The sequence below is a fragment of the Allobosea sp. Root381 genome (assembly GCF_001429395.1).
In the GTDB taxonomy this organism is placed as follows: domain Bacteria; phylum Pseudomonadota; class Alphaproteobacteria; order Rhizobiales; family Beijerinckiaceae; genus Allobosea.
Map to the genome: position 1 here is coordinate 36307 of NZ_LMJT01000001.1, position 26510 is coordinate 62816.

Below are 26510 nucleotides of genomic sequence, written 5' to 3' on the forward strand. Positions count from 1 at the left end.
GGCGCCCGGCTTTTGCCGCATTGCACAATCAATAGGCCGGCACTTCACTCAATTTTAATCGACGGGAACCATCCTCGCGATTCGAAGGTTGAGCGACCATCGTTCACGAGGATATGAGCAGAATGCGCCGCGCCGTTGCCCTGATCGGCCTGTTCGGGATTGTCGGGGCCGGGCTTTCGCTCTCGGTGCTGCCGACGACGGGAACGGTCGCAGCCCCCAGCGACCAGCGCACCTTCCTGATCCCTTCCAGCGACGGCTACGGCGTAGCGGACTGCATCTCCAGCCGGTCCGAATGCGGCAAGATCGTCGCGGATGCCTGGTGCGAGGCGCAGGGCTTTGCCAAGGCGAGCGCGTTCGGTATCGCCGAGCGGGAGGATTTCACCGGCACGCTGTCCAAGGCGAGCACCGCACCCGCGGCGGTGGCCGAGCAGCCGCTGACCATCACCTGCAGCAGCTGAGCCCCGTTCTCACTTGATCCAGTCGGCGCATTTCGGCGCATCGCCGACTCCGCCCCAGGGCATGATCGGGACGGTCGAGGTCGAGTTCTGCGGTGAGCCGTCGATCAGCTTGTCGGAATAGACCAGATAGACCAGCACGTTGCGCTTGGCGTCGCAGCCGCGCACGATCTGCATCTTCTTCCAGACCAGGGAGCGGCGCTCGCGGAAGACGACATCGCCCTGCTCGGCCTTTTCCTTGAATTTGATCGGGCCGATCTGGCGGCAGGCGAGCGAGATCTCGGAGACCTCCTCGGCGACGCCGAACATGCCCACGACGCCGCCCTTCTCAGGGATCGTGTAGTGGCAGGCGACGCCCTCGACCAGCGGATCGTCGACACCGTAGACGGCGAGCTTGTCGTCGGGCGTCATCATCTTCCAGACCGTCGACTTCTTGAAGATCAGGTCCTCCTGCGCGGCCGCCGGCGCAACGAGGGCCGTTAGGCCGAGCGTGCCGGCGATGACAGCGGAAGCGATGGCATTCAGGCGCATGGGCGAACTCCTGCGGCAGCGCGCCGCCGCCGGGATATGGGAAGCAGGCCCCGCCCCCGCCAGAGGCCGAATGTTCAGGCGGCCAGCGGCCTGAAGGCGAGATAGGCGGCGGCGAGCGCCCCGACCGTTCCGAGCAGGAACAGCACGAGCTTTACCTGGGTCACGCGGCTGGCGAAGGCGACATCGCCGGCCTCGACCTTCGGATATTTGTCGAGCAGTCGGGCGACGGCAAAGTTCTCGACCACGTCGAAGAGGCCGCCGAGCAGCCAGCCGCCGCCGCAGAGCGCCGCCACCCACCAGGGCTGCCCGCGCATCGACAGGCCCGCAATCAGGATCGCGCCGACGATGGCGTAGGTCACGGCGCAGGCGACATCCGCCGGCAGGACGCGGTTGCGATAGCGGGCGCGCTGCCTCTCGCCATACATCGCGAAGAGCTTCTCGACATCGGCGACGTTGAAGCCGTTCCAGTCGTTCTCCAGCAGGCGCGGCACGCCCTGCCGGCTCGACCAGAAGCCGACAGCCCAGAACAGCACGACCACCAGCACCGGGCCCCAGACGAAAAAGGCCAGCGGCACGGTGGCGGGATAGAAGGTGACGGGGTCGATCATCGGGCGGTGCTCTCGCGGCGGAGGGGCGTCGTCGCGTCACGTTATCCGCCGCCCCGGCAGGCGCCAAGCCCGCCGAGAGCGAACCTTGCGAGCCGCGCGCTCGACACCCTGCTTCCGGCATGTGCCGGCGTTTCAGCCGCTCGGCAGGATCTCCTGCTCGATCGCCCCGAAGATCGAATGGCCGGCGGCGTTCTTCACTTCGATGCGGACCGTGTCGCCGAAGCGCAGGCCGTCGGAGCCGTGCCCTGCGACCGCCGCCGCGACGAGCGTGCCGGCACTAAGCGGGCGCCGGCGGGCGGCCTGCGCGATCAGCGCGCCGAAGCCGGGTGTCATGTCGGTGCCGGCATCGGGCTTGCCGATGAGCTTGCCATTGATCTGGGCCTGGAGAGGCAGAATGCCCCGACCGTTCCGCCAGGCGGCGCCCAGCGCGCCGGGCGTGACCGCAACCGGCGAATAGGCGCCGGACGGCTTCTGCAACGCGCCGGGATCGCTCGCTGCGTCCGGCCCGGCGAGGCTGCGCAGGCCCGCGCCGTTCGCGAGCATGACAAGGCGGATATGGTCCAGCGCCGCCTCTGCCGTCACGCCCATCGGCACATCGCCCGTCACGACCACGATCTCGGCCTGGAAATCGATACCACCCTCGTCGCTCGGCGCGCGGAACGGCTGGCGGGGACCGAGCGGGGTGTCGGCGCTCTCCTGCCGGAGCTGCGCGCCGGCGGTCGACACGGCCAGGCGCTGATAGGCGCGCGGCAGCGGCGCGGCACAGTCATGCTCGTGGAAACGGAAGGACGGCACCGCGCCGTGCTCGAGGCTCTCGGCCAGGTCGGCTAGGCGCGGAGCGTGCCGATCCCAGTCGTCGAGGGCGCGCTGCAGCGTCGGCACGATGGGAAACGCATCCGTGGCGCGCGTCAGATCCTGCGACACGACAACGAGCCGGCCATCCCGGCCATGCATAAGCGAAGCGAGTTTCATGTCTTTTCATTCCTCGCACGACGCGCCAATAAGGGCTCAACAAGCCCGCGGGAGGACTACCTTATGAAACGTCGCGACTTTTTGAAAACGGGCGCGCTGGCGGCCGCCGCCACGCCCGTCGCGATGCCGGCCGTCGCGCAGTCGCAGCCCGAGGTGAAGTGGCGGCTGACCTCGAGCTTCCCGAAGTCGCTCGACACGATCTTCGGCACCGCGCAGCAATTCGCCAAGCTGGTCGGCGAGGCGACCGACGGCAAGTTCCAGATCCAGGTCTTCTCGCCGGGCGAGATCGTGCCGGGCCTGCAGGCGCTCGACGCGGTGCAGAACGGCACGGTCGAATGCGCGCATTCGCCGACCTATTTCTATATCGGCAAGGACCCGACGCTGGGGCTGGGCACCGGCATCCCCTTCGGCCTGAATGCGCGCCAGCAACACAGCTGGTGGTATTTCGGCGGCGGCGAGCAGATCGTGAACGGCGTGCTCGACCGGTTCGGCGCCTATGGCATCCCCTGCGGCAATTCCGGCTGCCAGATGGGTGGCTTCTTCCGCAACGAGCTCAAGGGCGTCGACGACCTCAAGGGGCTGAAGTTCCGCATCGGCGGCATGGGCGGCGCGGTTCTGGCGAAGCTCGGCGTGGTGCCGACGCAGATCGCACCCGGCGACGTCTATCCGGCGCTGGAGCGCGGCACGATCGACGCCGCCGAATTCGTCGGCCCCTATGACGACGAGAAGCTCGGCTTCATCCGCGTCGCCAAATACTACTACTATCCCGGCTGGTGGGAGGGCGGCGCGATGCTGCACCTGCTGATCGGCAAGGAGGCCTGGGCCAAGTTGCCGAAGCACTACCAGGCGATCGTCCAGAACGCCTGCGAGGCGGCCAATAACTGGATGCTGGCGAAGTACGACTTCGTGAATCCGGGCGGCCTGCGCCGGCTCGTCGGCCAGGGCGCCCAGCTCAAGGCCTTCCCGATGCCGGTGATGGAAGCGGCGCTCAAGGCGGCCGACGAGTATTATGCGGAGACCGGCGCCAAGAGCGCCGACTTCAAGAAGGGCTACGATTCGATGGTGGCCTTCCGCGGCGAGAACCTGCTCTGGTGGCAGGTGGCGGAGTTGTCCTACGACTCGTTCATGAACCGGCTTCGGGCGCGCTGAGCGACTGCGGCAGCGGAGGCGCGAACCGACCATGTCGACGAAACCGCCTGCGCCGGACCGGCCGCTGCGACTCGAGCAATACCTGCCCTACCGCCTCAACGTCGTCGCCTTCCATTCGGCGCGGGCGCTCGGGCGGATCTACGATGCTCAATTCGGCATCGGCATCCCGGAATGGCGGGTCGTCGCGCAGCTCGGCGAGTTCGGCCGGCTGACCTCGCGCGACATCGGCGAGCTCGCGCAGATGCACAAGACCAAGGTCTCGCGCGCCGTCTCCGAGCTGGAGCAGCGCGGGCTCGTCTCGCGCGCCGAGAACAGGCAGGACCGGCGCGAGTCCTTCGTGGCGCTGACGGCGGCCGGCGAGCGCATCTATGCGCAGATCGCACCGCTGGCGCTGGCCTTCGAGGCGCGCTGGACCGAAGGCATCGCGGCCGATGAGCTCAAGGTCTTCGAGCGCGTGCTCTCGACGCTGACCGAACGCAGCCGCCACCTTGCCGGCGGCTACCGCGACGACGAGGGCTGAGCATCCCGTTCAGAAAAACCGCGCGAGGTTGCGGCGGATGCGCTCCAACGGCGGCTCGCCGGCCGGCGGCGGCACGAAATCCTGGCCCGTGATGGTCTCGAAGGCCCGGACATAGACGTCCGTGGTCTGCGCGATCAGCTCCTGCGGGATCGGCGGCAGCTCCTCCTTGTAGGGGTCGCAGCGCGCGACCACCCAGCTCCGGACGAAATCCTTGTCGAAGGATTCCGGCTTCTCGCCTGCCGCGAAGCGCGCGGGATAGTTGGCGGCCATCCAGTAGCGGCTCGAATCCGGCGTGTGGATCTCGTCGGCCAGCAGGATCCGGCCGTCCTTGTCCGTTCCGAACTCGTATTTCGTGTCGGCCAGGATCAGCCCGCGCTCGTCGGCCATGGCCTGGCCGCGCGCGAACAGGGCAAGCGCATAGCGGCTGACCGTGTCCCACTGCTCCTGGGTCAGGAGCCCCTCGGCGACGATCTGCCTTGCCGACAGCGGCTCATCATGGCCGCCGTCGAACGCCTTGCTCGTCGGGGTGATGATTGCCTCGGGCAGCTTCTCGTTGTCGCGCAGGCCGTCGGGCAGGCGCACGCCGTACATCTCGCGCTGGCCCTGCTTGTACATTGTCAGGATCGAGGTGCCGGTGGTGCCGGCGAGATAGCCGCGGACCACGATCTCTACGGGCAAGATGTCGAGCCGCGTGCCGATCACGACATTGGGATCGGGGTATTCGAGCACATGGTTGGGGCAGATGTCGGCCGTCTTCTCGAACCAGTAGCGCGCCGTCTGCGTCAGGACCTGCCCCTTGAGGGGGATCGCCGCGATCGCCCGGTCGAAGGCGCTCAGCCGATCCGTCGAGATCAGGATGCGGCGCCCGTCCGGAAGATCGTAGTTTTCCCGGACCTTGCCGCGATAATAACTGGGAAGCTCGGGGATGAAGGCGTCTTCGAGGGCCAGAGGTTGGTTCATGTCGGCTTCGCCCGCTTGCGGCACCCGCGCGGCGTGCGCGGGCAGCATCGCTGCCTTCTAGACAGTCGCGGGCTGCGCGCCAACCGCGTCGATGCTGGATCGTCAATGCTGCACCGCTCAATCCGGCGTGGCGATTGCCCGGCCGCGGCGAATGTGGCATTCGGGTCCCGCGCCGAGCCGGTCGTTTGCGCCTGGCGAGGCGTCCCTCCTTAGTTCCGTCGCGTTTGGCGGGTGTTGTTCCGCCCCAGGGCGAACCCGCCAGGGTGAACAAGGCCAGCCTTGGGCAAGGATCATCCGGCAGAGCAAGACCGACAAGCAGGTGACGTGACGCGACCCGCTATGACATCGAGACCTTTCTGGCTGCGGCACGGCAGACGCCTCGGAATTGCGTTGCTGGCGCTGGCTTCCATGAGTGGCGCGGCCGTGGCGCAATCGCCATCGTGCAATGCATGGCGTTCCGAGCTCGCGAGCCTGCAGGGCCAGCGCGGCGGCGACGCGCGGGCGGCCCAGGCGGCACAGCGCGTCGGTTCCCAGCTCGCTCAGGCGACGAACCAGTATCGCTCCATGGGCTGCGAGCGTGGCGGCTTCCTCTTCTTCGGCGAGGCGCCGCCGCCGCAATGCAATGGCCTCCGGAGCCAGATCGGACAGCTGCAGGCCCAGTATGGCCGTCTGCAGCAGCAGGCCGAGGGCGGCGGGGTCGAACAGCGCCGCGCCCAGCTCGCGGCCGCCATCAACAACAATTGCCGTGGCGGTGGTCAGGAGCGCGGCTTCTTCGAGACGATCTTCGGCCTCGAGCCCCGCCGCGGCGAGATCGACTCGACGCTGCCTGAGCTCGACCCCGAGCAGCCGTTCGAAGAGCAGAAGCCGCGGATGGGCGGCCCCTACACCGTCTGCGTTCGCAGCTGCGACGGCTACTTCTTTCCGCTCTCGAACAACAGTTCCGGGAATGGCGACGAGATGTGCCAGGCGCTCTGCCCCGGCACCGAAACCTCCGCCTACGGCATGACCAATGGCGGCGACATCCAGAACGCCGTCGCCCGGAGCACCGGCCAGCCCTATTCCTCGCTGCCGAACGCTGGCAAGTTCCAGCGCAGCTTCGACGCCGCCTGCACCTGCAGGACCCAGGGCCAGAGCTGGGCGCAGGCCCTCAGGGAAGCCGAATACCTGCTCGACAAGCGCAAGGGCGACATCATCGTCACCGAGCAGCGGGCAGCCGAGCTTTCGCGGCCCAGGGAGCCGAAAGCGGACCCGAAGCGGCGCGGCGGCGCCCCGACCCCGGCCCCTGCGACGCAGCCCGCGGGCATCCCCGAGACCCCCGACGAAAAGCCGATGCCCTCCGAAAACTCGCCGACGGCCGGCACCGAATCGGCCGGCGTCGGGCCGAACTCGGTCGGCGAACGCGTGCTCGACAAGGGCGACGGGCTGAAGCAGGAGACGCGCAGCGTCACCGGCGAACGGCGCACGGTGCGGATCGTCGCGCCCAATCTGGCGCCCAATCTCGGACCGGCAGCCGCGCGGCCCTGATCGCGATCAGCATTTCGGCAGCAGGACGCCGCTCAGGCGCTATCGCCCGCAAGCCGCTTCAGCGCTTTCTCCCGGCCGATGAGCGGGAGCAGCGCCGCCAGTTCGGGACCGTGATCGAGCCCGGTCAGCGCTCGGCGCAGCGGCATGAACAGCGCCTTGCCCTTGGCCCCCGTCGCGGCGGAGACGGCGCCGGTCCAGCTTTTCCAGGTGGTCGCGTCGAAAGGCTCGGCCGGCAGCAGCGAGGCGGCAGTGGCGGCGAAGGCGGGGTCAGAGATGTCGGGTGCGAGCGGACCCTGCACCACCTCGTCCCAGATGCGTGCCTCGTCGAGCTTGGCAAGGTTGCCGCGAATCGCGAGCCAGAAGGCCTCACTGCCGTCGACGCCGAGGGCCTGCAGCCGTGCTGCGACCGCCTGATGCGGAAGCTGATGCAGGGTGCGGGCGCTCAGCGTCTCGAGGTCGTGCTCGTCGAACTTGGCCGGCGCGCGCGAGATATGGCCGAGGTCGACAAGGCGCGCGAGCTCGTCGAGGCTGGCGACGGGGCGCACCGCATCCGAGGAGCCGGTCAGCACGGCGAGCGATGCAACCGCCATCGCCTCGACGCCCGCCTCGCGCAGCCCGCGCAGCGAGAGATGGCCGAGGCGCTTGGAGAGCCCTTCGCCGCTTGCCGTCGTCAGCAGGTTATGGTGGCCGAAGGCCGGCAGGCTCGCGCCCAGTGCCTCGAAGATCTGGATATGCACCGCCGTGTTGGTGACATGATCCTCGCCGCGGATGATGTGGGTCACGCCGGTCTCGGTATCGTCCACCACTGACGGCAGATGGTAGAGATAGCTGCCATCTTCGCGGATCAGCACCTGGTCTGACAGCGAGGCGCAATCGACATGGGCTTCGCCGCGCACCAGATCACTCCAGGCGACGACACGCGGCTCCAGCAGGAAGCGCCAATGCGGCTTCCGCCCCTCGGCCTCCAGCTTCGCCTTCTCTTCGGCGGTCAGCTTCAGCGCGGCGCGGTCGTAGATCGGCGGCAGGCCGCGCGCGAGCTGGCGCTTGCGACGACGGTCCAGTTCGTCGGCCGTCTCGTAGCAGGCATAGAGCCGGCCTGACGCGCGCAGGCGCTCCGCCGCCGCGTCATAGAGCGCAAGCCGCTGCGACTGGCTGATCACGACGTCTGGCACGATGCCGAGCCAGGCGAGGTCCTCGGCGATGGCCTCGGCGAATTCCGGCTTCGAGCGCGCGAGATCGGTGTCGTCGTAGCGCAGCATGAAGCGGCCGCCGTGGCGGCGCGCATAGAGCCCGTTGAACAGCGCCGAGCGGGCGTTGCCGATGTGCAGATAGCCGGTTGGCGACGGAGCGAAGCGCAGGAGCGGAGCGGTCATGCCCGGCTTATGGCGCGTTTGCGCGGCAGCGACAATCGCCGGCTGGTCCTTCAGAAATCGAAGCTCTCGCCGCCGCCCCGGCCCACGCCCCTGACCAAGGCCGGATCGGGTTGATACGCCGCCTCGCCCGTGTCGACGAAGCCAGGAGCGATGGGATCGAACCGCTCGCCGTTCGGCTTGCGCGCGGCGATCCTGATTCCGGGCGCGGCGCGGCGGCGCCGGTAGGCGGGGCATGCGAGCGCGCGTTCGACGGCAACCACCGCCTCGCGATCATGCCCCCCGGCAACGATCTCTGAAACGCGCTGCCCACGGTCGAAGGCGGCCAGTATCGCGTCGAGCACGTCATGAGGCGGCAGCGCTTGCCCGCCGGCCAGGAGCGCGTCCGGGATGACGATGCCGTCGGGGCCCAGCGCGTCGGCCGGCTTCCAGCGGTTGCGCAGCGCGGCGAGCCGCACCAACTCGGTCGCATAGAGATCCCTGAGCGGATTGAAGCCGCCAGCCGCCTCGCCGGGATGCGCAGCATCGCCGCAAACCATCCCGGACCGTCCTGCCGGGACCGCCAGCACCCAGCCGAGGCTGTCGGCCAGCGCCGCGAGCAGCGTGCCGCACACGTGGCTCTCCAGGCTCGACTCCAGGGCAACGTTTCCACCGGTGCCGACGACGCCTGACAGAGCCGCTTCGACGGCCTTGACCGCGCCCTCGATCCCGAGGATCTCGCAGCGCGCGCCCAGCGCCCGTGCGCAGGCCTGCGCAGCGGCCAGGATCTGCGGGGCCGTGCGGCGGGAGGGCATCAGCACGCAGGTGACGTTCTCCGGCCCCAGCGCATCGACCGCCATGGCAGCCGCGAGCGCCGTGTCGATGCTGCCCGACAGCCCGAGCACGATGCCGGGGCGCCCCGACTTGGCGGCATGGTCGCGCAGGCCCAGCACGCAGGCGGCATAGTCCGCCTCGTCTCCGGTCTCGACGGCGGCGATCTCGCCGGGCCGGCAGCTCCAGCGCCCGGCCTCGCGGACCCAGTCGACCATGACGAGGGTCTCCCGGAAGGCGGGGAGCTGGTGCGTCAGGTTGCGTCCGTCATCCAGGACGAAGGAGGCACCGTCGAAGACGAGCTCGCCCCGGCCGCCGACCTGGTTGAGATGGACCAGCGGCAGCTCGCTCTCGACCACGCGCGCGACCGTGGCATTCATGCGTTCGTCGCCGGCGCCGCGGCGGAAGGGCGAGCCCTGCGGCGAAAGCAGGATCTCGGCCCCGGTCTCGGCGAGGCATTCGACGACCTCCTCATGCCCGAGGTCATGACCGATCGGCAGGCCCAGGCGGACCCGATCGCGAAACGGCACCGGGCCCGGCAGCGGGCCGGCTGCGAAGCTGCGCGTCTCGTCGAGAAGGTCGTCATCCGCCAACGCCACCTTGAAGCGCACGGATTGGATCACGCCGCCATCGAGCAAGGCGCAGGCGTTGTAGAGCTTGCCGCCCTCCAGCCAGGGCAGGCCGAGCAGCACGGCCGGGCCGCCATCCGCCGTCTCGCGCGCGAGCTCCTCGCAGGCCTTGCGGCAGGCGTCCTGGAAAGCCGATTTCAGCGCGAGATCGTCCGGCGGGTGGCCACTGAGGAACAGCTCGGGGAACATCACCAGCTCGGCGCCCGCCTGCCCTGCCCGGCGCCGGGCCTCCCGGACAAGCCCGGCATTGCCGGCTACGTCGCCGAGGACGGGGTTCGATTGCGCAAGGGCGAGGCGGAAGGAGGTCGCGATCATTGCGCGGCTGTAGCGTGACGCCGGCGCCCGGGCAACGGCGCCCGCCGCGGCTTAACCTGACGTTAGGGTTAATCGCGCATGAATGCTGGCGGAGCCGCCCCTGCACGACAGCAGGCCTCCGTTCGGAGAAGCGAGATGCGTAGCCGCCAGATCACCATGATGGGCACCGCCGCCCTCGTCGCCTGTGCCCTGACCACGACCACCTCCATCGAGGCCGCCGATTTCCCCGTACTGCGCGGTTCGCAGATCGAGGACGCTCCGCCGGCGCCGGACTATATCAGCTGGTCCGGCTTCTATTTCGGCGGTGGCGCCGGCGTCTCCTCGACCAAGTTCGAGCCCGGCGGCGAAGGCCTGCAGAAGCTCGCGCGCTTCTCCTTCCGCAACACGGTGCTCGGCAACGAAATCGACATGGGCGGACTGGTCAACGAGCTGCCCTCGAAGCGCGACAGCGGCGCACAGTATTTCGGCTTCGCGGGCTATAATTTCCTATTCGGCGACGCGGTGCTCGGCATCGAGGCCGATTACACGCGCTCGAACCACTCCTATCTTCTGACCGACTATATCGCGCGGCGCTTCGTCGACTCGACCGGCACCGTGAACGACTTCTCGCTCTCGACCCGGCAGGGCGCCGAGCTTCTCGACTACGCCACGGCGCGCATCCGCATGGGCTGGGCCTATGGCCGGATCATGCCCTTTGCGACGCTCGGCGCCGCCGTCGGCCGGTTCAACACCGTCTCCACCATCGTGGCGACCAACGACCTGACGCAGGCCAACCCGGTCACCGGCGGCGTATTTCAGGGCCCGGCGGCCGGCTATCCGCTGGCGGTCGGCGAGACCAAGCGCAATGTGTACGGTTTCGGCCTGACCGCCGGTCTCGGCGTCGACATGGCGCTGACCGAGAACCTCTTCCTCAGGGCCGAATATCAGCTCGTCCGGTTCGCCGATGTCGAAGGCACGACGACGACGGTCAATACGGGCCGTGTCGCCGCCGGCCTGAAGTTCTGAAGCGACAATCAGCCAGAAGCAAAAAAGCCGGGGCGCAAACCCCGGCTTTTTCGTTTTCGTCAAGGCTGCGGGCGGAGCTTACTCGGCCGCCTCGACCTCGGGCCGGGCCCGGCCGGCGCGATCGCGCTTGACCAGCTCGGCGACGAGGAAGGCGAGTTCCAGCGCCTGCTCGGCGTTGAGACGCGGGTCGCAGACCGTGTGGTAGCGGTCGTTCAGGTCCGCATCGGTCATGCCGCGGGCACCGCCCGTGCATTCGGTGACGTTCTTGCCCGTCATCTCCAGGTGCAGGCCGCCGGCATGGCTGCCTTCTGCCTGGTGGACGGCGAAGAAGTTCTTCACCTCGGTCATGATCAGGTCGAAGGGCCTTGTCTTGTAGCCGCTCGCCGCCTTGACCGTGTTGCCGTGCATCGGGTCGCAGGACCAGACGACGTTGCGCCCTTCCCGCTTGGTGGCGCGCACAAGCGCCGGCAGGTTGTCGAACACCTTGTCGGCGCCGAAGCGGCCGATCAGCGTCAGGCGGCCCGGCTGGTTCTGCGGATCGAGCACGTCGATCAGCTTGAGCAGGCCGTCGACCGTGGTCGACGGGCCGCATTTCAGGCCGATCGGGTTCTTGATGCCGCGGAAGAACTCGACATGGGCGTGGTCGATCTGGCGCGTGCGATCACCGATCCAGAGCATGTGCCCTGAGGTGTCGTAATACTCGCCCGTCGTCGAATCGGTGCGCGTCATCGCCTGCTCGTAGCCGAGCAGAAGCGCCTCGTGGCTGGTGTAGAAATCGGTCGTGCGCATCTCCGGATGGGTCTCCGGATCGATGCCGATGGCGCGCATGAAGTCGAGCGCCTCGGTGATGCGCTCGGCGACCTCGTTGTAGCGCGAGGAGGCGGGCGCATCCTTGACGAAGCCGAGCATCCAGCGATGGGCGTTGTCGAGATTGGCGTAGCCACCCGTCGCGAAGGCGCGGATCAGGTTCAGCGTCGCCGCCGACTGGCGATAGGCCTCGAGCTGGCGGCGCGGGTCGGGAATGCGCGCCTCAGGCGTGAAGGCGTTGTCGTTGACGATGTCGCCCTTGTAGCTCGGCAGCTCGACGCCGCCGATCGACTCGGTGGGAGCCGAGCGCGGCTTGGCGAACTGGCCGGCTATGCGCCCGACCTTCACCACCGGCGAGCCGCCGGCAAAGGTCAGCACCACCGCCATCTGCAGGAACAGACGGAAGAAATCGCGAATGTTGTCGGCGGAGTGCTCGCCGAAGCTCTCGGCGCAGTCGCCGCCCTGAAGAAGGAAGGCCTCGCCGGCCGCGACCTTGCCCAACGCCCGTTTGAGCTTGCGCGCCTCGCCTGCAAAAACGAGCGGCGGAAAGCCGGCGAGCTGCTGCTCCACCGCCTTAAGGGCTGCCTGGTCCGGATATTCCGGGATCTGCTGGACGGGCTTTGCCCTCCAGCTCTCGGGCGTCCACCGCTCGGACATTGTCACTCAAAGCTCCTGATGAGAAAAACGCGCTGTTCAGAACTCCTTCTCGGCGCGAAGGCGCGCCTATACACCCATGGCGCCGGGAAGGCCACCGTTACGAGCGCGCCAGCCGCATGCCCGCGATGTCGCGGCGCTATTACTTGAATCGCGTCAGGCTCTTGGCCGTAATCGCTGCCAAGGCGATTCAACGCGCTCAGAGATCGATTCAACCGGCCCGGACATTCCGGCTCTTCCGCAAAGGCCCCCTCCATGCCCAAACGCAGCGTTTCCTCCGACCGCGTCTACAAGAGCCGGCTGCCCTTCGCCCAGGCGACCATCGCCGGCGACTTCATGTTCGTGTGCTGTGTCGGCGCCGACCTGCAGGGGCAATACGCGCTGGGCGATGCGCGGCGGCAGACGCAGCAATGCATCGACAACATCAAGGCCCTGCTGGAGGAGGCCGGGGCCAGCCTGGCCGACGTCGTGAAGTGCACCGTCTACGTCACCGACCGCGCCTATTGGGAGCCGATGAACGAGGTCTTCTTCGCGAATTTCGGCGAAGCCGCGCCACACCGGGTCTCCTGCATCGTCAACGGGCTCGGCTCGCCAAACTGCATCGTCGAGATCGATGCGACCGCCTATCTTGGCGAGGTTCCCTGACCCGGTTTGCGGTGGCCCGGGCGTTGTGCGCGGTCCGATTGACAGGCACGTCGGCAGCCCGTAGCGCTCGCGCGATCCCGCATGCCGCAAGTGGACGGACTCCAGAGATATGAATCTCAGCGTTTTCGCGCAGGAATATCTGCGTGCCGCCGTCCGCAAGCCGCGGCAGTTCCTCGCCTCCCGCCCGGCACGCGAGTGCACCATCTGCGGTTACCAGGGCCGCTTCCTCGACGTCGGCCCGCGGCCCGAATCACGCTGCCCCAACTGCTCCTCCAAGGAGCGGGACCGGATCATGGGGCTCTATCTGCGGCGCAACACAATCGACATGGCCCGCGCCAAGGTGCTGCATTTCTCGCCGGAGCGCCCGTTCTTCCGGCTCTGGAAGGACAATCCCGCCTATGTCGCCGGCGACGTGAAGATCAGCAAGGTCGCCAATGCCGTCGTCGACATCACCAGCATCCAGTTTGGCGACGGGCATTTCGACTACCTGATTTGCCACCACATCCTCGAGCATGTGCCCGACGATGCGGCCGGCATGCGTGAGTGCTTCCGCGTGCTGAAGCCGGGCGGAACCGCCTTCTTCTCCGTCCCGCTCGACCAGACCCGCGCCGAGACCTGGGAGCCGCCGCCGGGCATGCCGGCTGCGGAGATCGAGAAGATCTGCGGCTGGGACCATCTGCGCCTTTACGGACGCGACTTCGCCGACAAACTGGCCGCGGTGGGCTTCGCAGTCCGGCAGATCGAATTCACGCCGGAGGAAGGCGAGCGCCACCGCCTGACCGAGCGGCACGGACTGGCCCTGCAGGGCCTCGACCGGATCTTTGTCTGCACGAAGTAAGGGCGGCGTTCACGGGCATTGGGTGCGTCCTGTTCGCCCTCGATGCACGACGACGTGCATGGTCGGGACAAGCCCGACCATGACGGCGAAGGCGCTCACGGCTTGCGCGGCGTCCGCATCGTCACGAGTTCCTCGGCCGCACTCGGATGCAGCGCGACGGTCCGGTCGAAATCGGCCTTGGTCGCGCCCATGGTCACGGCGATGGCGACCGCCTGGATGATCTCGCCCGCGTCGTGGCCGAGGATATGGGCGCCAAGCACCTTGTCCGTCTGCGCGTCGACGACGAGCTTCATATAGATGCGCTCCTGCCGGCCGGAGATCGTCGCCTTCATCGGGCGGAAGGCGGATTCGAAGATCCGCAATTCGTGGCCGCCGGCAGCGGCCTGCGCCTCCGAGAGGCCGACAGTGCCAACCTCCGGCGTGGTGAAGACGGCGGAGGCGATACAGCCATGCTGAACCTGCCAGGGTTTGCCCCCGAAGACGCTGTCGGCGAAGGCATGGCCCTCCCGGATCGCGACCGGGGTCAGGTTGATCCGGTTCGTGACGTCGCCGACGGCATGGATCGAGGGCACGCTGCTGGCCGAATTCGCATCGACCTCGACCTCCCCCAAGGAACCGAGTTCGACCCCCGCCTCGGCCAGGCCCAGCCCGACCGTATTGGGGCGGCGGCCGGTCGCGATCAGGATGACCTCGGCATCGATCGGCTCGCCTTTGGCGCAATGGGCGCGGCGGCAGCCATCCGGAAGCAGTTCGATGCGCTCGACCGTGCAGCCGAGGCGGAAATGAATGCCGGCATGCTCCAGCGCGTCGCGCAGGCGGGCGCGGATGTCCTCGTCGAAGCCGCGCAGGATGTTGTCGCCGCGGTGCAGCACCGTCACCTCGACGCCGAGGCGTGCAAAGAGGCTGGCGAATTCGAGCGCGATATAGCCGCCGCCAACGACCAGCATCCGCTTTGGCAGGCTCGGCAAATGGAAGATCTCGTTGGAGCTGATGCCGAGTTCGCCGCCCGGGATCGGCGGGTCGAAGGCCGGATAGCCGCCGGTCGCGACGAGGATGTGGCGGGCGCGGATGGTTTCGCCGCTCGGCATCAGCTTGACCAGTTGAGGGCCGGCTACGGTCGCGCGTTCCTCACGGATCGCGACGCTCGCACTCTCGAGGCCCTTGCGATAGAGCCCAGACAGGCGCGCGACCTCCTTCGAGACCGCGTCTCGCAAGGTCGGCCAGTCGAAGCTCGGCCTGGGAACCGTCCAGCCGAAGCCGGCGGCATCCTCGAAATCCTCGGCGAAGCGACTGGCATAGACGAAGAGCTTCTTGGGCACGCAACCGCGGATCACGCAGGTTCCGCCGATCCGGTCCTCCTCCGCGATCATGACGCGGGCGCCGTGGCCTGCCGCGATGCGCGCGGCCCGGGTACCGCCGGAGCCGGCGCCTATGACGAAGAGATCGACGTCGAATTCAGCCATGATGTCCTCTCAATCGCGCGACCGGTCGATCCTCGCGGGCCGATCGGAGAAAAGCCATAGGGTGGCGAGCGCCAGCGACGCTATCCACCAGCCCTGCCATGCGCCATGCGCCAGCGAAGCGATGCCGAAGGCAGCTGCGAACAGCGCCAGCCGCGGCGCCGACTGGTCGGCCGGCAGGTGGCGCAGGCGAAACAGCAGCCCGAGCCCGGCAAAGGTGAGGAAGGCGGCGCCGATAGCGCCGGTCTCGACCCAGGCCTGCATCGGCGCGCTGTGGGGATGGCCGACCGCGAGCATGGGGCGATGAGCTTCGGAGACCGCCATGGCCATGGGGTGGCGGTCCAGCGCCGGCGACGTCCCGAAGCCGGAGCCGAGCAACGGGCGCAGCTGGATCGCCTCGCCGAAACTCAGCCAGATATCGACCCGCTCGCGCGAGTGGGAACCGGCCAACCTTTCATGCATCGCCGGGGGCAGCGCCGAGTCGCCGAGCCGCCCCAGGAACGGCGCGAGCAGCATCGTCGCGGCGAAGGCCAGCGCAACGGCTGCCAGCGCAAGCCGCGGCAGCAGCAGAGCCGCGAGCCAGCAGGCGACCATGATCGCCAAGCCGAGAGCGGCAGCGCCGCTGTGCGAAAATGCGGCGATCACGACGACCGCCAGCATGACGAGCCCTGCGAGCAGGCGATCGCGCGGCAGGATCGGCGCCCGCAGCAGCGCGGGCAGCAAGGCTGCGGACAAGACCAGGCAGGTCAGCGCCGGGCGATTGAAGACGAAGCCGGCCTGCTTGCCGATATCGAGCATGGTCCGCACCGCCAGCCCGCTGGACAGTTCAGCGATCATCAAGGCGACGGCGGCGATGACAGCAAAGGCCAGCCAGCGATCATCGGGAAGGCCCGGGCGGAACCGACCGCTGGCTGCGATCGCTAGGGCAAAGGCCAGCGGCAGTATCAGTTCGCCCCAGGCGGCCAGCCCCTGCGCGGGACGGTGGCTCCAGGCCAGCGTTACGAGCGACCAGGCGAGGAAGGCGCAGAGTGACAGCGCGATCGGGCCGCGCAGAGATGCGAGCAAGCGCCGCAGGAGCGGCCTCCAGCCTTCCGCGACGAGGGCCGCCACGACGAAGGCCGCAGCCGAAAGGCCGAGGATCAGCGGTGCCGAGCGGTTGGCGAGCCACATCGCCAGCGGCGTGACGACGAGCAACGCCATGCCCAGGGCAGCGAGCCGCCCGGCCAGCGGCGGCGCGCCGTCGGTGCGCTCGAATCCGGCTTCGTGCGGGGCGGCAGTGCTCATGCCGAGCGCATACGCGATCGGCGGGCCTGCAACCAGAGGCTTGTCGCGCGTGGGGTGCAACGCAAAATGCCCGGGAGAGCATCTGGCCCGCCCGTCTCATCACGGGAAAACTCTTGACTCGCGATTGTGCATTCATGCGCAATCCACCATGACGCGCCCAGCCAGCAGTGCCAGAGGGGACGTCTGGAGGATGCGCGGACCAGCCGCGTGCGGAGGAAGAACATGCTGACATCCATATTCAAGCGGGGCGCCATCGCCGCCGTCGCGCTCGCCGGTCTCTCGACCGCGGCCTTCGCCCAGCTCGAACTCAAGATCATGGCCCCCGCCGCGCCGGGCGGCGGCTGGGACGGCACGGCCCGCTCGATGCAGCAGGCGCTGACCGCCTCCGGCATCGCCAAGAGCGTGCAGGTCACCAACGTGACCGGCGCCGGCGGCACGATCGGCCTCGCCCAGCTCATCGGCGCGAAGGGCGACGGCCATCAGCTGATGGTCAACGGCTTCGTCATGGTTGGCGCGATCCTGCTCAACAAGTCGCCGGTGAACCTGTCGCAGACGACGCCGATCGCGCGGCTGACCGCGGAAGCTCTGGTCATCGTCGTGCCGGCGGATTCGCCGATCAAGACCGCCAAGGACCTGGCCGAGCGCGTCAAGGCCGACCCGGCCAAGGTGACCTGGGCCGGCGGCTCGGCCGGCGGCGCCGACCATATCCTCGCCGCCCTCTTCGCCGAGGCCGCGGGGGGCGATGCCAAGAAGATCAACTACATCCCGTTCTCGGGCGGCGGCGAGGCATTGGCCGCGATGCTGGGCGGGCGCGTCACGGCCGGCATCTCGGGCTATGGCGAGTTCGAGGGCCAGATCAAGGCCGGCAAGCTGCGCGTCGTCGGCGTCTCGTCCTCGGCCCGCCTCGCCAATGCGCCTGATGCGCCGACGCTCAAGGAGGGCGGCGTCAATCTCGAGCTGATGAACTGGCGTTCGGTCGTCGCCCCTCCCGGCCTCAGCGCCGAGCAGACCAAGACCTTGTCCGACGCCATGGAGAAGATGGTGAAGTCCAAGGAATGGGCCGAGATCCTCAAGGCCCGCGGCTGGGACGACGCCTATCTCGGCGGCGCCGATTTCGACGCCTTCCTGAAGGCCGAGCAGGCCCGCGTCGCCAAGGTCATGACGGATGTCGGCCTGGTGAAGTAAGACGCTTCGCAGCACCACGACAATCAACGAAGGGGCCGGAAATCGGCCCCTTTCGCGCCTCAGATCAACGAAAATCGCGCCGGACGATGGGAACGCCGATGACGAACGAAAAGCTGGCTCGTGGGCCCGACCGGCCCGCCCTCCTCGTCGGCCTCGTGCTGCTCGCGCTGGCGGCGACGGTCTATTACGACGCATCGAAACAGACGATCACCTCGAATTACGGCCTCGGGCCGACGGCCATGCCCTATGTGGTCTGCTGCGGACTGGTCGTGCTCGGGCTGGCGCACCTCTTCGTCGCCTTCCGCGAGGGCCTGCCGAAGCCGGAGCGGGCCGATGGTGGCGCGTTGCTCTGGATCGTCGGCGGGCTGGTCGGGCTGATCGCCAGCATCGCGCTCGGCGCCGGCTTCAGCATCGCGATCACGATCCTCTTCGCCTGCACGGCGCGCGGCTTCGGCCGGCGCGCATTGGTCGTCGATGCCATCATCGGCTTCGTGATGGGCCTCGGCATCTTCCTCGTTTTCGCCAAGCTCCTGACCCTGCTGCTCCCGGCCGGGCCGCTCGAACGCCTGTTCATCTGAGGAGCGCCGGTCATGGAAACCACTCTGTCGCTGCTCAACGGCTTCAGCGTCGCGCTCGAGCCCTCCAAGCTCGTCTTCTGCCTGATCGGCGTCTTCCTCGGCACCGCCGTCGGCGTGCTGCCCGGCATCGGCCCGGCTCTGACGGTCGCGCTGCTGTTGCCGGTGACGTTCAAGCTCGATCCTGCCGGCTCGCTGATCATGTTCGCCGGCATCTATTACGGCGGCATGTATGGCGGCTCGACCACCGCGATCCTGCTCAACGCGCCGGGCGAGAGTGCCTCGCTCGCCACCGCGCTGGAAGGCTCGAAGATGGCCAAGGCCGGCCGCGGCGGCCCGGCGCTGGCGACCGCCGCGATCGGTTCGTTCGTGGCGGGCTTGATCGCAACCATCGGGCTCGCCTTCCTGGCGCCCTGGCTGGTCGAGGTCGCGATCAAGTTCGGGCCGTGGGACTATTTCGCTCTGATGATCCTCGCCTTCGTCACCGTCTCGGCGACCTTCGGCGACTCGCCCCTGCGCGGCATGACCAGCCTGTTCCTCGGCATCACGCTCGGCCTCGTCGGCATCGACAAGCTGACCGGCCAGGCGCGTCTGACCTTCGGCGTCCCGGAACTGCTGAACGGCGTCGAGGTGACGACGCTGGCGGTCGGGCTCTTCGCGGTCGGCGAGGCGCTCTATGTCGCCTCGAAGCGCTATCACGCGCCTGAGGAGATCATCCCGATCAAGGGCTCGCTCTGGATGAGCAAGCAGGACTGGAAACGCTCCTGGGCGCCCTGGCTGCGCGGCACCGCCTTCGGCTTCCCGATCGGGGCGCTGCCGGCGGGCGGCGCCGAGGTGCCGACCTTCCTGAGCTATTCCACCGAACGCAAGCTCTGCAAATACCCGGACGAGTTCGGCAAGGGCGCGATCGAGGGCGTCGCCGGGCCGGAAGCAGCGAACAACGCCTCGGCCGCCGGTACGCTCGTGCCGCTGCTGACCCTCGGCCTGCCGACCTCGGCGACGGCGGCGATCATGCTGGCCGGCTTCCAGCAATACGGGCTCAATCCAGGGCCGCTGCTCTTCGCCGAGAAGCCGGATCTGGTCTGGGGCCTGATCGCCTCGCTGTTCATCGCCAATGTGATGCTGGTGGTGCTGAACCTGCCGCTGATCGGGCTCTGGGTAAAGCTGCTCGCCGTTCCGCAGCCCTGGCTCTATGCCGGCATCCTGGTCTTCGCCACGATGGGCACGCTTGCGGTCAATGCCTCGCCGGTCGAGCTCGGCATGCTCTTCCTGTTCGGCTATATCGGCTACCTGATGCGGCGCTACGACTATCCGGTCGCACCCATGGTGGTCGGACTGATCCTCGGCCCGATGGCCGAGGCTCAACTGCGCCGCGCGCTGCAGATCAGCCTCGGCGATCCGATGATCCTGCTGGAGAACCCGATCTCGGCGACGCTGCTCGGCCTTGCCTTCATTGCGTTGGTCGCGCCCTTCGTGATGAAGGGGCTGAACCGGTTCAAGGCCGAGGAGGACTGAGCCCTCCTCGGTCATTCCGGGGCGAGCGCGGAGCGCTCAAGCCCGGAATGACGATGTCGCCTATCTGCCGACCAACCCCAGCCGGATCAGGCTCTCGCCCGTCGCGGCGAGCGCATCGGCGGCCGAGCGCGGCTGCCAGCCCAGCATGGCGCGGGCCTTGGCGCTGGAGGCGTTCTTGCTCCGGCCGAGTTCGGGCGTCGCCGCCTGACGCGCCGCGGCGCTGAAGCGCCCCGCGAGGCGCACCAGCCAGTCCGGCAGCTCGCTCGTCGGCGCCTTCGCCCCAGCCTCGCCGAGCCGCTCGCGCAGGATCGCGGCAATCTCGCGCATCCAGAGGAAGTTGTCGGCAACCGCCACGAAACGTTCCCCGGCCGCCGCCGGATCGCGCAGGGCGCGCAGATGCAGGTCGGCCACGTCGCGCGCGTCGACGACGCCGAACATCAGCCGCGGCACGGCCCAGAGCCGGCCTTCGAGCATGGCGCGAACCAGGACGATCGAGGCCGAGAGGTCGGGGCCCAGCAGCGGGCCGAAGATGCCGACGGGGTTGACCACGGCCAGTTCGAGCCCCTGCCCTTCGCCATCGACGAAATCCCAGGCGGCACGCTCGGCCAGCGTCTTCGATTTCGGATAGGCGGCGACGCCCGCAGCGTCGGGATCCGTCCAGTCGCGCTCGTCATAGGGACGCTTGAGCGGGCGGCCATAGCCGATCGCGGCGAATGACGAAGTCAGCACCACACGACGCAGCCCGGCCGCCTTCGCCGCCCGCAGGACGCGCAGCGTGCCCTCCCGCGCCGGACGGATCAGATCGTCCTCATGACGCGGGACGCCTGCCGGCAAGGGCGAGGCGACATGGAGCGCCGCATCGCAGCCGGCCGCGGCCTGCGCCCAGCCGTCATCGGCCATGAGATCGGCTCGCGCGACTTCGAGACGACCCGCCGTCTCGACGCCGGCGCCCAGCAATACAGCCCGCAGCGCGGTTTCCCGAGCTGGATCGCGCAGCGTCGTGCGCACGGCATAGCCGGCCTGGAGCAGCATCAGGATGCAGTGACCGGCGAGGAAGCCGGAGCCTCCGGTGACGAGGATGCGTTCGGACGACATGTGTTCTCCGGAAGGCAAAGGCTAAGCTGACGCAGATAGGCCGAAACCGGCGCATCATGAAAGCGCAGCTGCCGCCGCACCGCGCATCGTCAGGCATGAGTCCGGCGCGCTACCGCCCTGCGCCACGAGCGCGCCGGTTGGTACGAGGCTTGGTTATGGGTTGCGGCAATACCATTCGCCTCAGTTGCCGAGAGCCGTCATGACCGTGAACATCGTCTTCAAGGAACGCTTCCCCTCCTTTATCGAACGGCTCGCGCAGGACTTCACCGTCCACGATCTCGATCTGCCGCTCGACCGGCTCCCGGCCGACGTCGCGGCCAAGGCCGAGGTTCTGGTGACGTCGGGCAGCGCCGGGGCGAGCCGAGCGGAGATCGCCGCCCTGCCCGCGCTGAAGCTGATCTGCACGGTCGGCACCGGCTATGAGAGCATCGACCTGCAGGCGGCGCGCGAGCGCGGCGTCCCCGTCACCCATGCCGCCGGCATCAATGCGCCCGTCGTCGCCGACCATGCGATGGCGCTGCTGCTGGCGGTCGTCAGGGACGTGCCGCGCGGCGATGCGGTCGCGCGCTCCGGCGGCTGGCGCCAGGGCCTGACTTCGCGGCCGATGCTCGCGGGCAAGCGCCTCGGCGTGCTCGGCTTCGGCGGAATCGGCCAAGGCATCGCCCGCCGCGGCGCCGGCTTCGACATGGCGGTGAGCTATTATTCCCGCAGCGCCAAGGATTTTCCGGGCGCGACGCGCCTGCCGACGCCAGCGGCTCTGGCCGAGGCGGTCGATTTCCTGATCTGCGCCCTGCCCGGCGATGCCTCGACCTTCCACCTGATCGGAGCGGAGGTGTTCGAAGCGCTGGGCCCGGCGGGCTTCTTCGTCAATGTCGGGCGCGGCAGCACGGTCGATACCGAGGCGCTGGTCGCGGCGCTTCGCGACGGCACCATCGCGGGCGCCGGGCTCGACGTGTTCGAGAACGAACCCGGCGTGCCGGAATCCCTGCGCAATCTGGCCAATGTCGTGCTGACGCCGCATGTCGCCGGCGGAGCACCGGAGGCGCAGGCGCTCAGCGCGGAGCTGATCATCCGCAACATCCGCGGCTGGCTCGACGGCCGTCGCCTGGAAACCCCGGTACCCGAGATGCGCGACATGGCATGAAGCCACGCGCTGCCCTTCCGGAAACGCAGCACGCTTGCGCGTGAACCATTGCGGCGCAATCGTGTTGCTTGTCGGCCGGCGCCGAATGCCGGCGGAGCGAGGGCGAGCCATGAGCGACGTCGCAGCAACCCAGACCGCCGGCAGTTCACCACAAGCAGAACCGAGCCTCCATCGGGTCATGGGCCCTTGGCTGCTCCTGCTCTTCATCGTCGGCGACATCCTCGGAACCGGCATCTACGCGCTGACCGGCCAGGTCGCCAAGCAGGTCGGCGGGGTGGTCTGGCTGCCCTTCCTGGTCGCCTTCATCGTCGCGATGGTGACCGCCTTCAGCTATCTCGAGCTGGTCACGAAATATCCGAAGGCCGCTGGCGCGGCGCTCTACACCCACAAGGCCTTCGGCATCCATTTCATCACCTTCATCGTCGCCTTCGCGGTGATGTGTTCCGGCATCACCTCGGCCTCGACCGCCTCGCGCGCCTTCGCAGCCAACATGTCGAATGCGCTCAATCTCGGGCTCACCGGCACCTTCGGCATCACCGCCATCGGCCTCGGCTTCATGGCGCTGGTCGCGGCGGTCAACTTGCGCGGCGTCGGCGAGAGCGTGAAAGCCAATGTCGTACTGACCTGCGTCGAGCTCACCGGCCTGCTGATCATCATCACGATCGGCTTCATGGCGATCATGGCCGGCCAGGGCGACGTCTCGCGCGTACTCGAGTTCAAGACGACGGGGGATGGCGGCGTCTTCTGGCCGGTCATCGCGGCGACGACGCTCGCCTTCTTCGCGATGGTCGGTTTCGAAGATTCGGTCAACATGGCCGAGGAGTGCAAGAACCCGACCCGCATCTTCCCGAAGGTGCTGCTCGCCGGCCTCGTCATCACCGGCGTGATCTATGTGCTGGTCTCGATCTCCTCGATCACGCTGGTATCGCCGGAAGAGCTCGGCGAGGGCGAGACGCCGCTGCTCAAGGTCGTCCAGGCCGGGGCGCCCAATTTCCCGATCTGGATCTTCGGCTTCATCACCATGTTCGCGGTCGCCAACAGCGCGCTGATCAACATGCTGATGGCGAGCCGGCTGGTCTACGGCATGAGCCGCGAGCATGTTCTGCCACCGGTTCTCGGCAAGGTGCACCAGACGCGGCGCACGCCCTATATCGCAATCGGCTTCACGACCCTGCTCGCCTTTGCGCTGATCACCTTCGTCGGCGAGGTGCCGGCGCTCGGCGGCACCACGGCGCTGCTGCTGCTCTGCGTCTTCACCGTCGTCAACATCGCCGTGCTGGTGCTACGCAAGGACAAGGTCGAGCACGAGCATTTCCGCACGCCGACCATCCTGCCGATCCTGGGCGCGCTAGCCTGCGCCTTCTTCGCCGGACCCTGGACCGGCCGCGACGGCGTTCAGTACCAGATCGCCGCCGTGCTGATCGGCATCGGCATCGTGCTCTGGTTCGTGACCGTGATGGTCAACCGCTCGACCGGCGTGAAGCCTGCCGTCCCGGACCGGGAGGATTTCGGCCGCGCCGGTCCGGTGAACTGAAGCCACCGATGAAAAAAGCCGCCGGCCCATGGCCGGCGGCTTTCTGACGATAACGGCGGCAATGGCACCCGCGTGATTACATCTGGTGGCCGCGCTTGCGCATTTCCTCGCTGAAGCGGTCGAACAGGAAATTGCTGGTCTGCATGCTCCAGGGCTGCAGCAGCGCGTAGATCTCGTCGATCGCACGCGGGCGCGCGGCGTTGTAGCGCTGCCCGACGGGCGAATTGAAGAAAGCCGCGACATCCCTGAGATCGGTCTCGGACATGCGCTTGGCAAAGATGAAGGCGGCGGAAGCGACGATCTCCTCGCGCTTCTTATCGGCCTCGGGCCGCAGCGAGGCGATAATCTCCTCCATATCCTTGCGGGCCTCGGGGCGCGTGGTGCCGACGGTCTGGGATACCCGCTCACTGAACTCGAGAAAGATCGAATCGAAGGAGTCGGCAAGGCCCGAGACGATGACGACGTCCCTGCCGGCGGCGAGATGGCTCTGCGGAATGTCGGGCTGCGCCGGCTGGGCGGTCTGAGCCTGGGCAGGCACGGCCAGCAAAAGTGCGAGGCTGACGGCCGCGCCGGCAAAATGGTGACGGATCATCGCGTAGGCCCCTTCATCGTGCGCCGGTTCGCGCATTAAACTGGATCGCGGCCCGCGCCCCATGGCGCGGCGGCCGCCCGCTTGTCTCGGTAGCGTCCGGTCCGGCGCGACTCAAGCCAGCCCCGATACCGGATTTCGCATAGCGGCCCTCCATAGAGCATCGCTGCGTAAAGGTGAAACCGGTTTTCGGCCCGACGATGTCGCAGCCGGCAGCATCGGAAACCGGCCGAGAGGCACTCGCAGGAAAGCCCGAAACCGTGGCTCGCCGGACCCAGCCGCCCAGGGGGCTAGGGCTTTGGTGGCGTCAGTCCCTGCAATTCGATCGTCCCGAAGGATGGGATCGCATCGAACTGCTTCTGCAGCGCAGCAGGATCGATCACCGCGGGCTTGTCCAGCCAATAGGTGACCATCTGGGGGAAGGCGATCATCAGCGCGACCAGCAGCAATTGCAGGCCGATCCAGGGAATCGAGCCGAGATAGATGTCGCGCGTCTTGACCGTCGCCGGGGCGACACCGCGCAGATAGAACAGCGCGAAGCCGAAGGGCGGATGCATGAAGGCGGTCTGGATGTTGGCGCAGATCAGCAGGCCGAACCAGATCAGGTCGATGTTCAGCTTGGTCGCGGCCGGCGCCAGCAGCGGGATGATGATGAAGGCGATCTCGAAGAAGTCGAGGAAGAAGGCGATGAAGAAGACGAAGATCATCGTGAAGGTCAGGAACCCGACCTGACCGCCCGGAAGCCCGGTGAGGATGTGCTCAATCCACAGGCCGCCGCCGACGCCCTGGAAGACGAGGCTGAAGACGCGCGCGCCGATCAGGATCATCGTGACCATGGCGGTGATGCGCATGGTCGAGGACATCGCCTGATAGGTCAGCTTCCAGCTCAGCGTCCGGTACATCGCCGCCAGCACGAGCGCCCCGACCGCACCCATGGCGCCGGCCTCGGTCGGCGTCGCCAGGCCCATGAAGATCGTGCCGAGCACGAGGAAGATCAGCGCGCCGGAGGGGACGATGCCGCGGAAGCACTTCCAGGCCAGCGCCCAGCCCGTCAGGGTGCGCGCCTCGGGCGGCAGGGCCGGAACCTGCGCCGGGCGGAAGATGCTGAGAAACATCACCCAGAGGCAGAACAGCACGACCTGCACAATCGAGGGGCCGATGGCGCCGGCATACATGTCGCCGACCGACTTGCCCATCACGTCGGCCAGGACGATCAGCACCAGCGAGGGCGGGATCAGCTGGGTGATCGTGCCGGAGGCCGCGATGACGCCCGTGGCGTGCTGCATGTTGTAGCCGTAGCGGATCATCACCGGCAGCGAGATCACCGCCATGGCGATGACCGAGGCCGCGACCGTGCCGGTGATCGCACCCAGGATCGCGCCGACGAAGATCACGGCGTAGGACAGGCCGCCGCGCACCTTGCCGAAGAGCTGGCCGATCGAGTCGAGCAAGTCCTCAGCCAGGCCGCAGCGCTCCAGCACCGCGCCCATGAAGGTGAAGAACGGAATCGAGAGCAGCAGGTCGTTCGAGATGATCGAGAACAGCTGGAAGGTCAGGTTGCCCATGTACTGGGGCGCGATCACCCCCATCTCGATCGCGATGAGGCCGAAGAACAGGCCGACCGCCGCGAGCGAGAACGCTGCGGGGTAGCCGATCAGCAGGAACAGGATCAGGCCCCCGAACATCATGGGGCCAAGATTGGCGCGGATCGCGTCGATCATTGCAGCGGCTTCTCGTAAGCGTATTCGTGCTGGTGGAAGCCACGCAGGGCCGCGGCGCGCTTGATCATCTCGGAGATGCCCTGCAGCAGGATCAGGGCGAAGCCGACCGGCAGCAGCAGGATGACCGGCCAGCGGATCAGGCCGCCGGCGTTGTTGGAGGTCTCGTTGAGCGTCCAGGACTGGACGAACCAGGGCCAGGTGAACCAGATCATGATCAGGCACATCGGCATCAGGAAGACGGCGCCGCCGAGCAGGTCGATCCAGTGGCGGGTGCGGTCGGAAACGGCGCCGTAGAACAGGTCGACGCGGACATGCTCGTTGACGCGCAGCGTGTAGGCCGAACCGAGCAGCACCATGCCGGCGAACATGTACCACTGCAGCTCGAGCCAGGCATTGGAGCTATAGGAGACAAGGTAGCGGACCGTGGCGTTGCCGGCGCTGACGAGGCAGGCGAGTAGCACGAGCCAGCTCGCAACGACGCCGAGCCAGCCGCCGAGACGGTCGATCGCACGGGCCAGCGGCATCAGCTGGCGGCAGAAGTACCAGGCCACTGCCACCATGCCGGCCATGCCGCCGACAGTGGCCAGAGCCAACCAAATCTTGAACATCGCGCCCC

The 26510-nt window shown here is 67.9% G+C and carries 25 protein-coding genes; 12 read left to right on the plus strand and 13 right to left on the minus strand.

Annotation, left to right across the window (positions count from 1 at the left end):
• The first annotated feature begins 122 nt into the window (after positions 1-122).
• Positions 123-458 (plus strand): hypothetical protein, encoded by a 336-nt coding sequence (locus ASE63_RS00175; RefSeq protein WP_056794790.1) that lies wholly within the window; start codon positions 123-125, stop codon positions 456-458.
• A gap of 9 nt (positions 459-467) precedes the next feature.
• Here the strand turns inward: ASE63_RS00175 and ASE63_RS00180 are convergent, their stop codons facing one another.
• The 3 genes from ASE63_RS00180 to ASE63_RS00190 form a co-directional block, all read right to left on the minus strand.
• Positions 468-986, minus strand: coding sequence for a CreA family protein (locus tag ASE63_RS00180; RefSeq protein ID WP_056794793.1), 519 nt, complete (start codon positions 984-986; stop codon positions 468-470).
• Between the two features lie 74 nt (positions 987-1060).
• Positions 1061-1594 (minus strand): hypothetical protein, encoded by a 534-nt coding sequence (locus tag ASE63_RS00185; RefSeq protein ID WP_056794794.1) that lies wholly within the window; start codon positions 1592-1594, stop codon positions 1061-1063.
• Between the two features lie 132 nt (positions 1595-1726).
• Positions 1727-2566, minus strand: coding sequence for a fumarylacetoacetate hydrolase family protein (locus tag ASE63_RS00190; RefSeq protein WP_056794797.1), 840 nt, complete (start codon positions 2564-2566; stop codon positions 1727-1729).
• 63 nt (positions 2567-2629) lie between these two features.
• Here ASE63_RS00190 and dctP point away from each other — a divergent pair, with 63 nt between their 5' ends.
• Positions 2630-3715, plus strand: a complete 1086-nt coding sequence (gene dctP / locus ASE63_RS00195; RefSeq protein WP_056794800.1) for a TRAP transporter substrate-binding protein DctP — start codon at positions 2630-2632, stop codon at positions 3713-3715.
• Between the two features lie 31 nt (positions 3716-3746).
• Entirely contained in the window at positions 3747-4235 is a 489-nt protein-coding gene (locus ASE63_RS00200; RefSeq protein WP_056794803.1) for a MarR family winged helix-turn-helix transcriptional regulator, read from the plus strand.
• 9 nt (positions 4236-4244) lie between these two features.
• Here the strand turns inward: ASE63_RS00200 and ASE63_RS00205 are convergent, their stop codons facing one another.
• Positions 4245-5195 (minus strand): phosphoribosylaminoimidazolesuccinocarboxamide synthase, encoded by a 951-nt coding sequence (locus ASE63_RS00205; RefSeq protein ID WP_056796443.1) that lies wholly within the window; start codon positions 5193-5195, stop codon positions 4245-4247.
• 408 nt (positions 5196-5603) lie between these two features.
• On the opposite strand from ASE63_RS00205, the gene ASE63_RS00210 reads away from it, so the two are divergent.
• A complete protein-coding gene (locus tag ASE63_RS00210; protein ID WP_162261696.1) occupies positions 5604-6719 on the plus strand; it encodes a DUF2865 domain-containing protein in 1116 nt (371 codons plus the stop codon).
• 32 nt (positions 6720-6751) lie between these two features.
• Here the strand turns inward: ASE63_RS00210 and gltX are convergent, their stop codons facing one another.
• Positions 6752-8092 carry a glutamate--tRNA ligase gene (gltX, locus tag ASE63_RS00215; protein ID WP_056794808.1) on the minus strand — a complete coding sequence of 447 codons (1341 nt, stop codon included), beginning with the start codon at positions 8090-8092 and terminating at the stop codon, positions 6752-6754.
• A gap of 50 nt (positions 8093-8142) precedes the next feature.
• Positions 8143-9843, minus strand: a complete 1701-nt coding sequence (locus tag ASE63_RS00220; RefSeq protein WP_056794811.1) for a nitrilase-related carbon-nitrogen hydrolase — start codon at positions 9841-9843, stop codon at positions 8143-8145.
• A gap of 135 nt (positions 9844-9978) precedes the next feature.
• On the opposite strand from ASE63_RS00220, the gene ASE63_RS00225 reads away from it, so the two are divergent.
• Positions 9979-10848 carry an outer membrane beta-barrel protein gene (locus ASE63_RS00225; RefSeq protein WP_056794814.1) on the plus strand — a complete coding sequence of 290 codons (870 nt, stop codon included), beginning with the start codon at positions 9979-9981 and terminating at the stop codon, positions 10846-10848.
• Positions 10849-10926: 78 nt separating this feature from the next.
• On the opposite strand, the gene ASE63_RS00230 is transcribed toward ASE63_RS00225, so the two are convergent.
• The gene (locus ASE63_RS00230) at positions 10927-12312 is read right to left on the minus strand and encodes a 3-deoxy-7-phosphoheptulonate synthase class II (protein WP_056794815.1); all 1386 of its coding nucleotides are present in this window, start codon (positions 12310-12312) and stop codon (positions 10927-10929) included.
• 252 nt (positions 12313-12564) lie between these two features.
• Here ASE63_RS00230 and ASE63_RS00235 point away from each other — a divergent pair, with 252 nt between their 5' ends.
• Together ASE63_RS00235 and ASE63_RS00240 are read left to right on the plus strand one after the other, a co-directional pair.
• Positions 12565-12954 carry a RidA family protein gene (locus ASE63_RS00235; RefSeq protein ID WP_056794818.1) on the plus strand — a complete coding sequence of 130 codons (390 nt, stop codon included), beginning with the start codon at positions 12565-12567 and terminating at the stop codon, positions 12952-12954.
• 109 nt (positions 12955-13063) lie between these two features.
• Entirely contained in the window at positions 13064-13792 is a 729-nt protein-coding gene (locus tag ASE63_RS00240) for a class I SAM-dependent methyltransferase (protein WP_056794822.1), read from the plus strand.
• Positions 13793-13887: 95 nt separating this feature from the next.
• On the opposite strand, the gene gor is transcribed toward ASE63_RS00240, so the two are convergent.
• Together gor and ASE63_RS00250 are read right to left on the minus strand one after the other, a co-directional pair.
• On the minus strand, positions 13888-15255 hold the full coding sequence (gor, locus tag ASE63_RS00245; RefSeq protein ID WP_056794823.1) for a glutathione-disulfide reductase: 1368 nt from the start codon (positions 15253-15255) through the stop codon (positions 13888-13890).
• 9 nt (positions 15256-15264) lie between these two features.
• Entirely contained in the window at positions 15265-16536 is a 1272-nt protein-coding gene (locus ASE63_RS00250; RefSeq protein WP_156410124.1) for an O-antigen ligase family protein, read from the minus strand.
• 315 nt (positions 16537-16851) lie between these two features.
• Here ASE63_RS00250 and ASE63_RS00255 point away from each other — a divergent pair, with 315 nt between their 5' ends.
• The 3 genes from ASE63_RS00255 (at position 16852) to ASE63_RS00265 (ending at position 19811) form a co-directional block, all read left to right on the plus strand.
• Positions 16852-17721: a tripartite tricarboxylate transporter substrate binding protein gene (locus tag ASE63_RS00255; RefSeq protein ID WP_244491257.1), complete on the plus strand. Its 870-nt coding sequence runs from the start codon at positions 16852-16854 to the stop codon at positions 17719-17721.
• Between the two features lie 98 nt (positions 17722-17819).
• Positions 17820-18299: a tripartite tricarboxylate transporter TctB family protein gene (locus tag ASE63_RS00260; protein WP_056796446.1), complete on the plus strand. Its 480-nt coding sequence runs from the start codon at positions 17820-17822 to the stop codon at positions 18297-18299.
• A gap of 12 nt (positions 18300-18311) precedes the next feature.
• Positions 18312-19811, plus strand: a complete 1500-nt coding sequence (locus ASE63_RS00265; RefSeq protein WP_056794832.1) for a tripartite tricarboxylate transporter permease — start codon at positions 18312-18314, stop codon at positions 19809-19811.
• Positions 19812-19871: 60 nt separating this feature from the next.
• Here the strand turns inward: ASE63_RS00265 and ASE63_RS00270 are convergent, their stop codons facing one another.
• Positions 19872-20906 (minus strand): aldehyde reductase, encoded by a 1035-nt coding sequence (locus tag ASE63_RS00270; RefSeq protein ID WP_056794836.1) that lies wholly within the window; start codon positions 20904-20906, stop codon positions 19872-19874.
• A gap of 199 nt (positions 20907-21105) precedes the next feature.
• Here ASE63_RS00270 and ASE63_RS00275 point away from each other — a divergent pair, with 199 nt between their 5' ends.
• Both ASE63_RS00275 and ASE63_RS00280 read left to right on the plus strand, forming a co-directional pair.
• Positions 21106-22050: a 2-hydroxyacid dehydrogenase gene (locus tag ASE63_RS00275; protein WP_056794839.1), complete on the plus strand. Its 945-nt coding sequence runs from the start codon at positions 21106-21108 to the stop codon at positions 22048-22050.
• 109 nt (positions 22051-22159) lie between these two features.
• Entirely contained in the window at positions 22160-23584 is a 1425-nt protein-coding gene (locus ASE63_RS00280) for an APC family permease (protein WP_056794842.1), read from the plus strand.
• Positions 23585-23660: 76 nt separating this feature from the next.
• Here ASE63_RS00280 and ASE63_RS00285 read toward each other — a convergent pair whose 3' ends face one another.
• The 3 genes from ASE63_RS00285 to ASE63_RS00295 all read right to left on the minus strand — a co-directional run bounded on the left by ASE63_RS00285 (position 23661) and on the right by ASE63_RS00295 (position 26418).
• Positions 23661-24176 carry a DUF2059 domain-containing protein gene (locus tag ASE63_RS00285; RefSeq protein WP_162261697.1) on the minus strand — a complete coding sequence of 172 codons (516 nt, stop codon included), beginning with the start codon at positions 24174-24176 and terminating at the stop codon, positions 23661-23663.
• Positions 24177-24463: 287 nt separating this feature from the next.
• A complete protein-coding gene (locus ASE63_RS00290; RefSeq protein WP_056794848.1) occupies positions 24464-25894 on the minus strand; it encodes a TRAP transporter large permease subunit in 1431 nt (476 codons plus the stop codon).
• The gene (locus ASE63_RS00295) at positions 25891-26418 is read right to left on the minus strand and encodes a TRAP transporter small permease subunit (RefSeq protein WP_200962515.1); all 528 of its coding nucleotides are present in this window, start codon (positions 26416-26418) and stop codon (positions 25891-25893) included. The genes ASE63_RS00290 and ASE63_RS00295 overlap by 4 nt, the downstream gene beginning before the upstream one ends.
• Positions 26419-26510 lie beyond the last annotated feature (92 nt).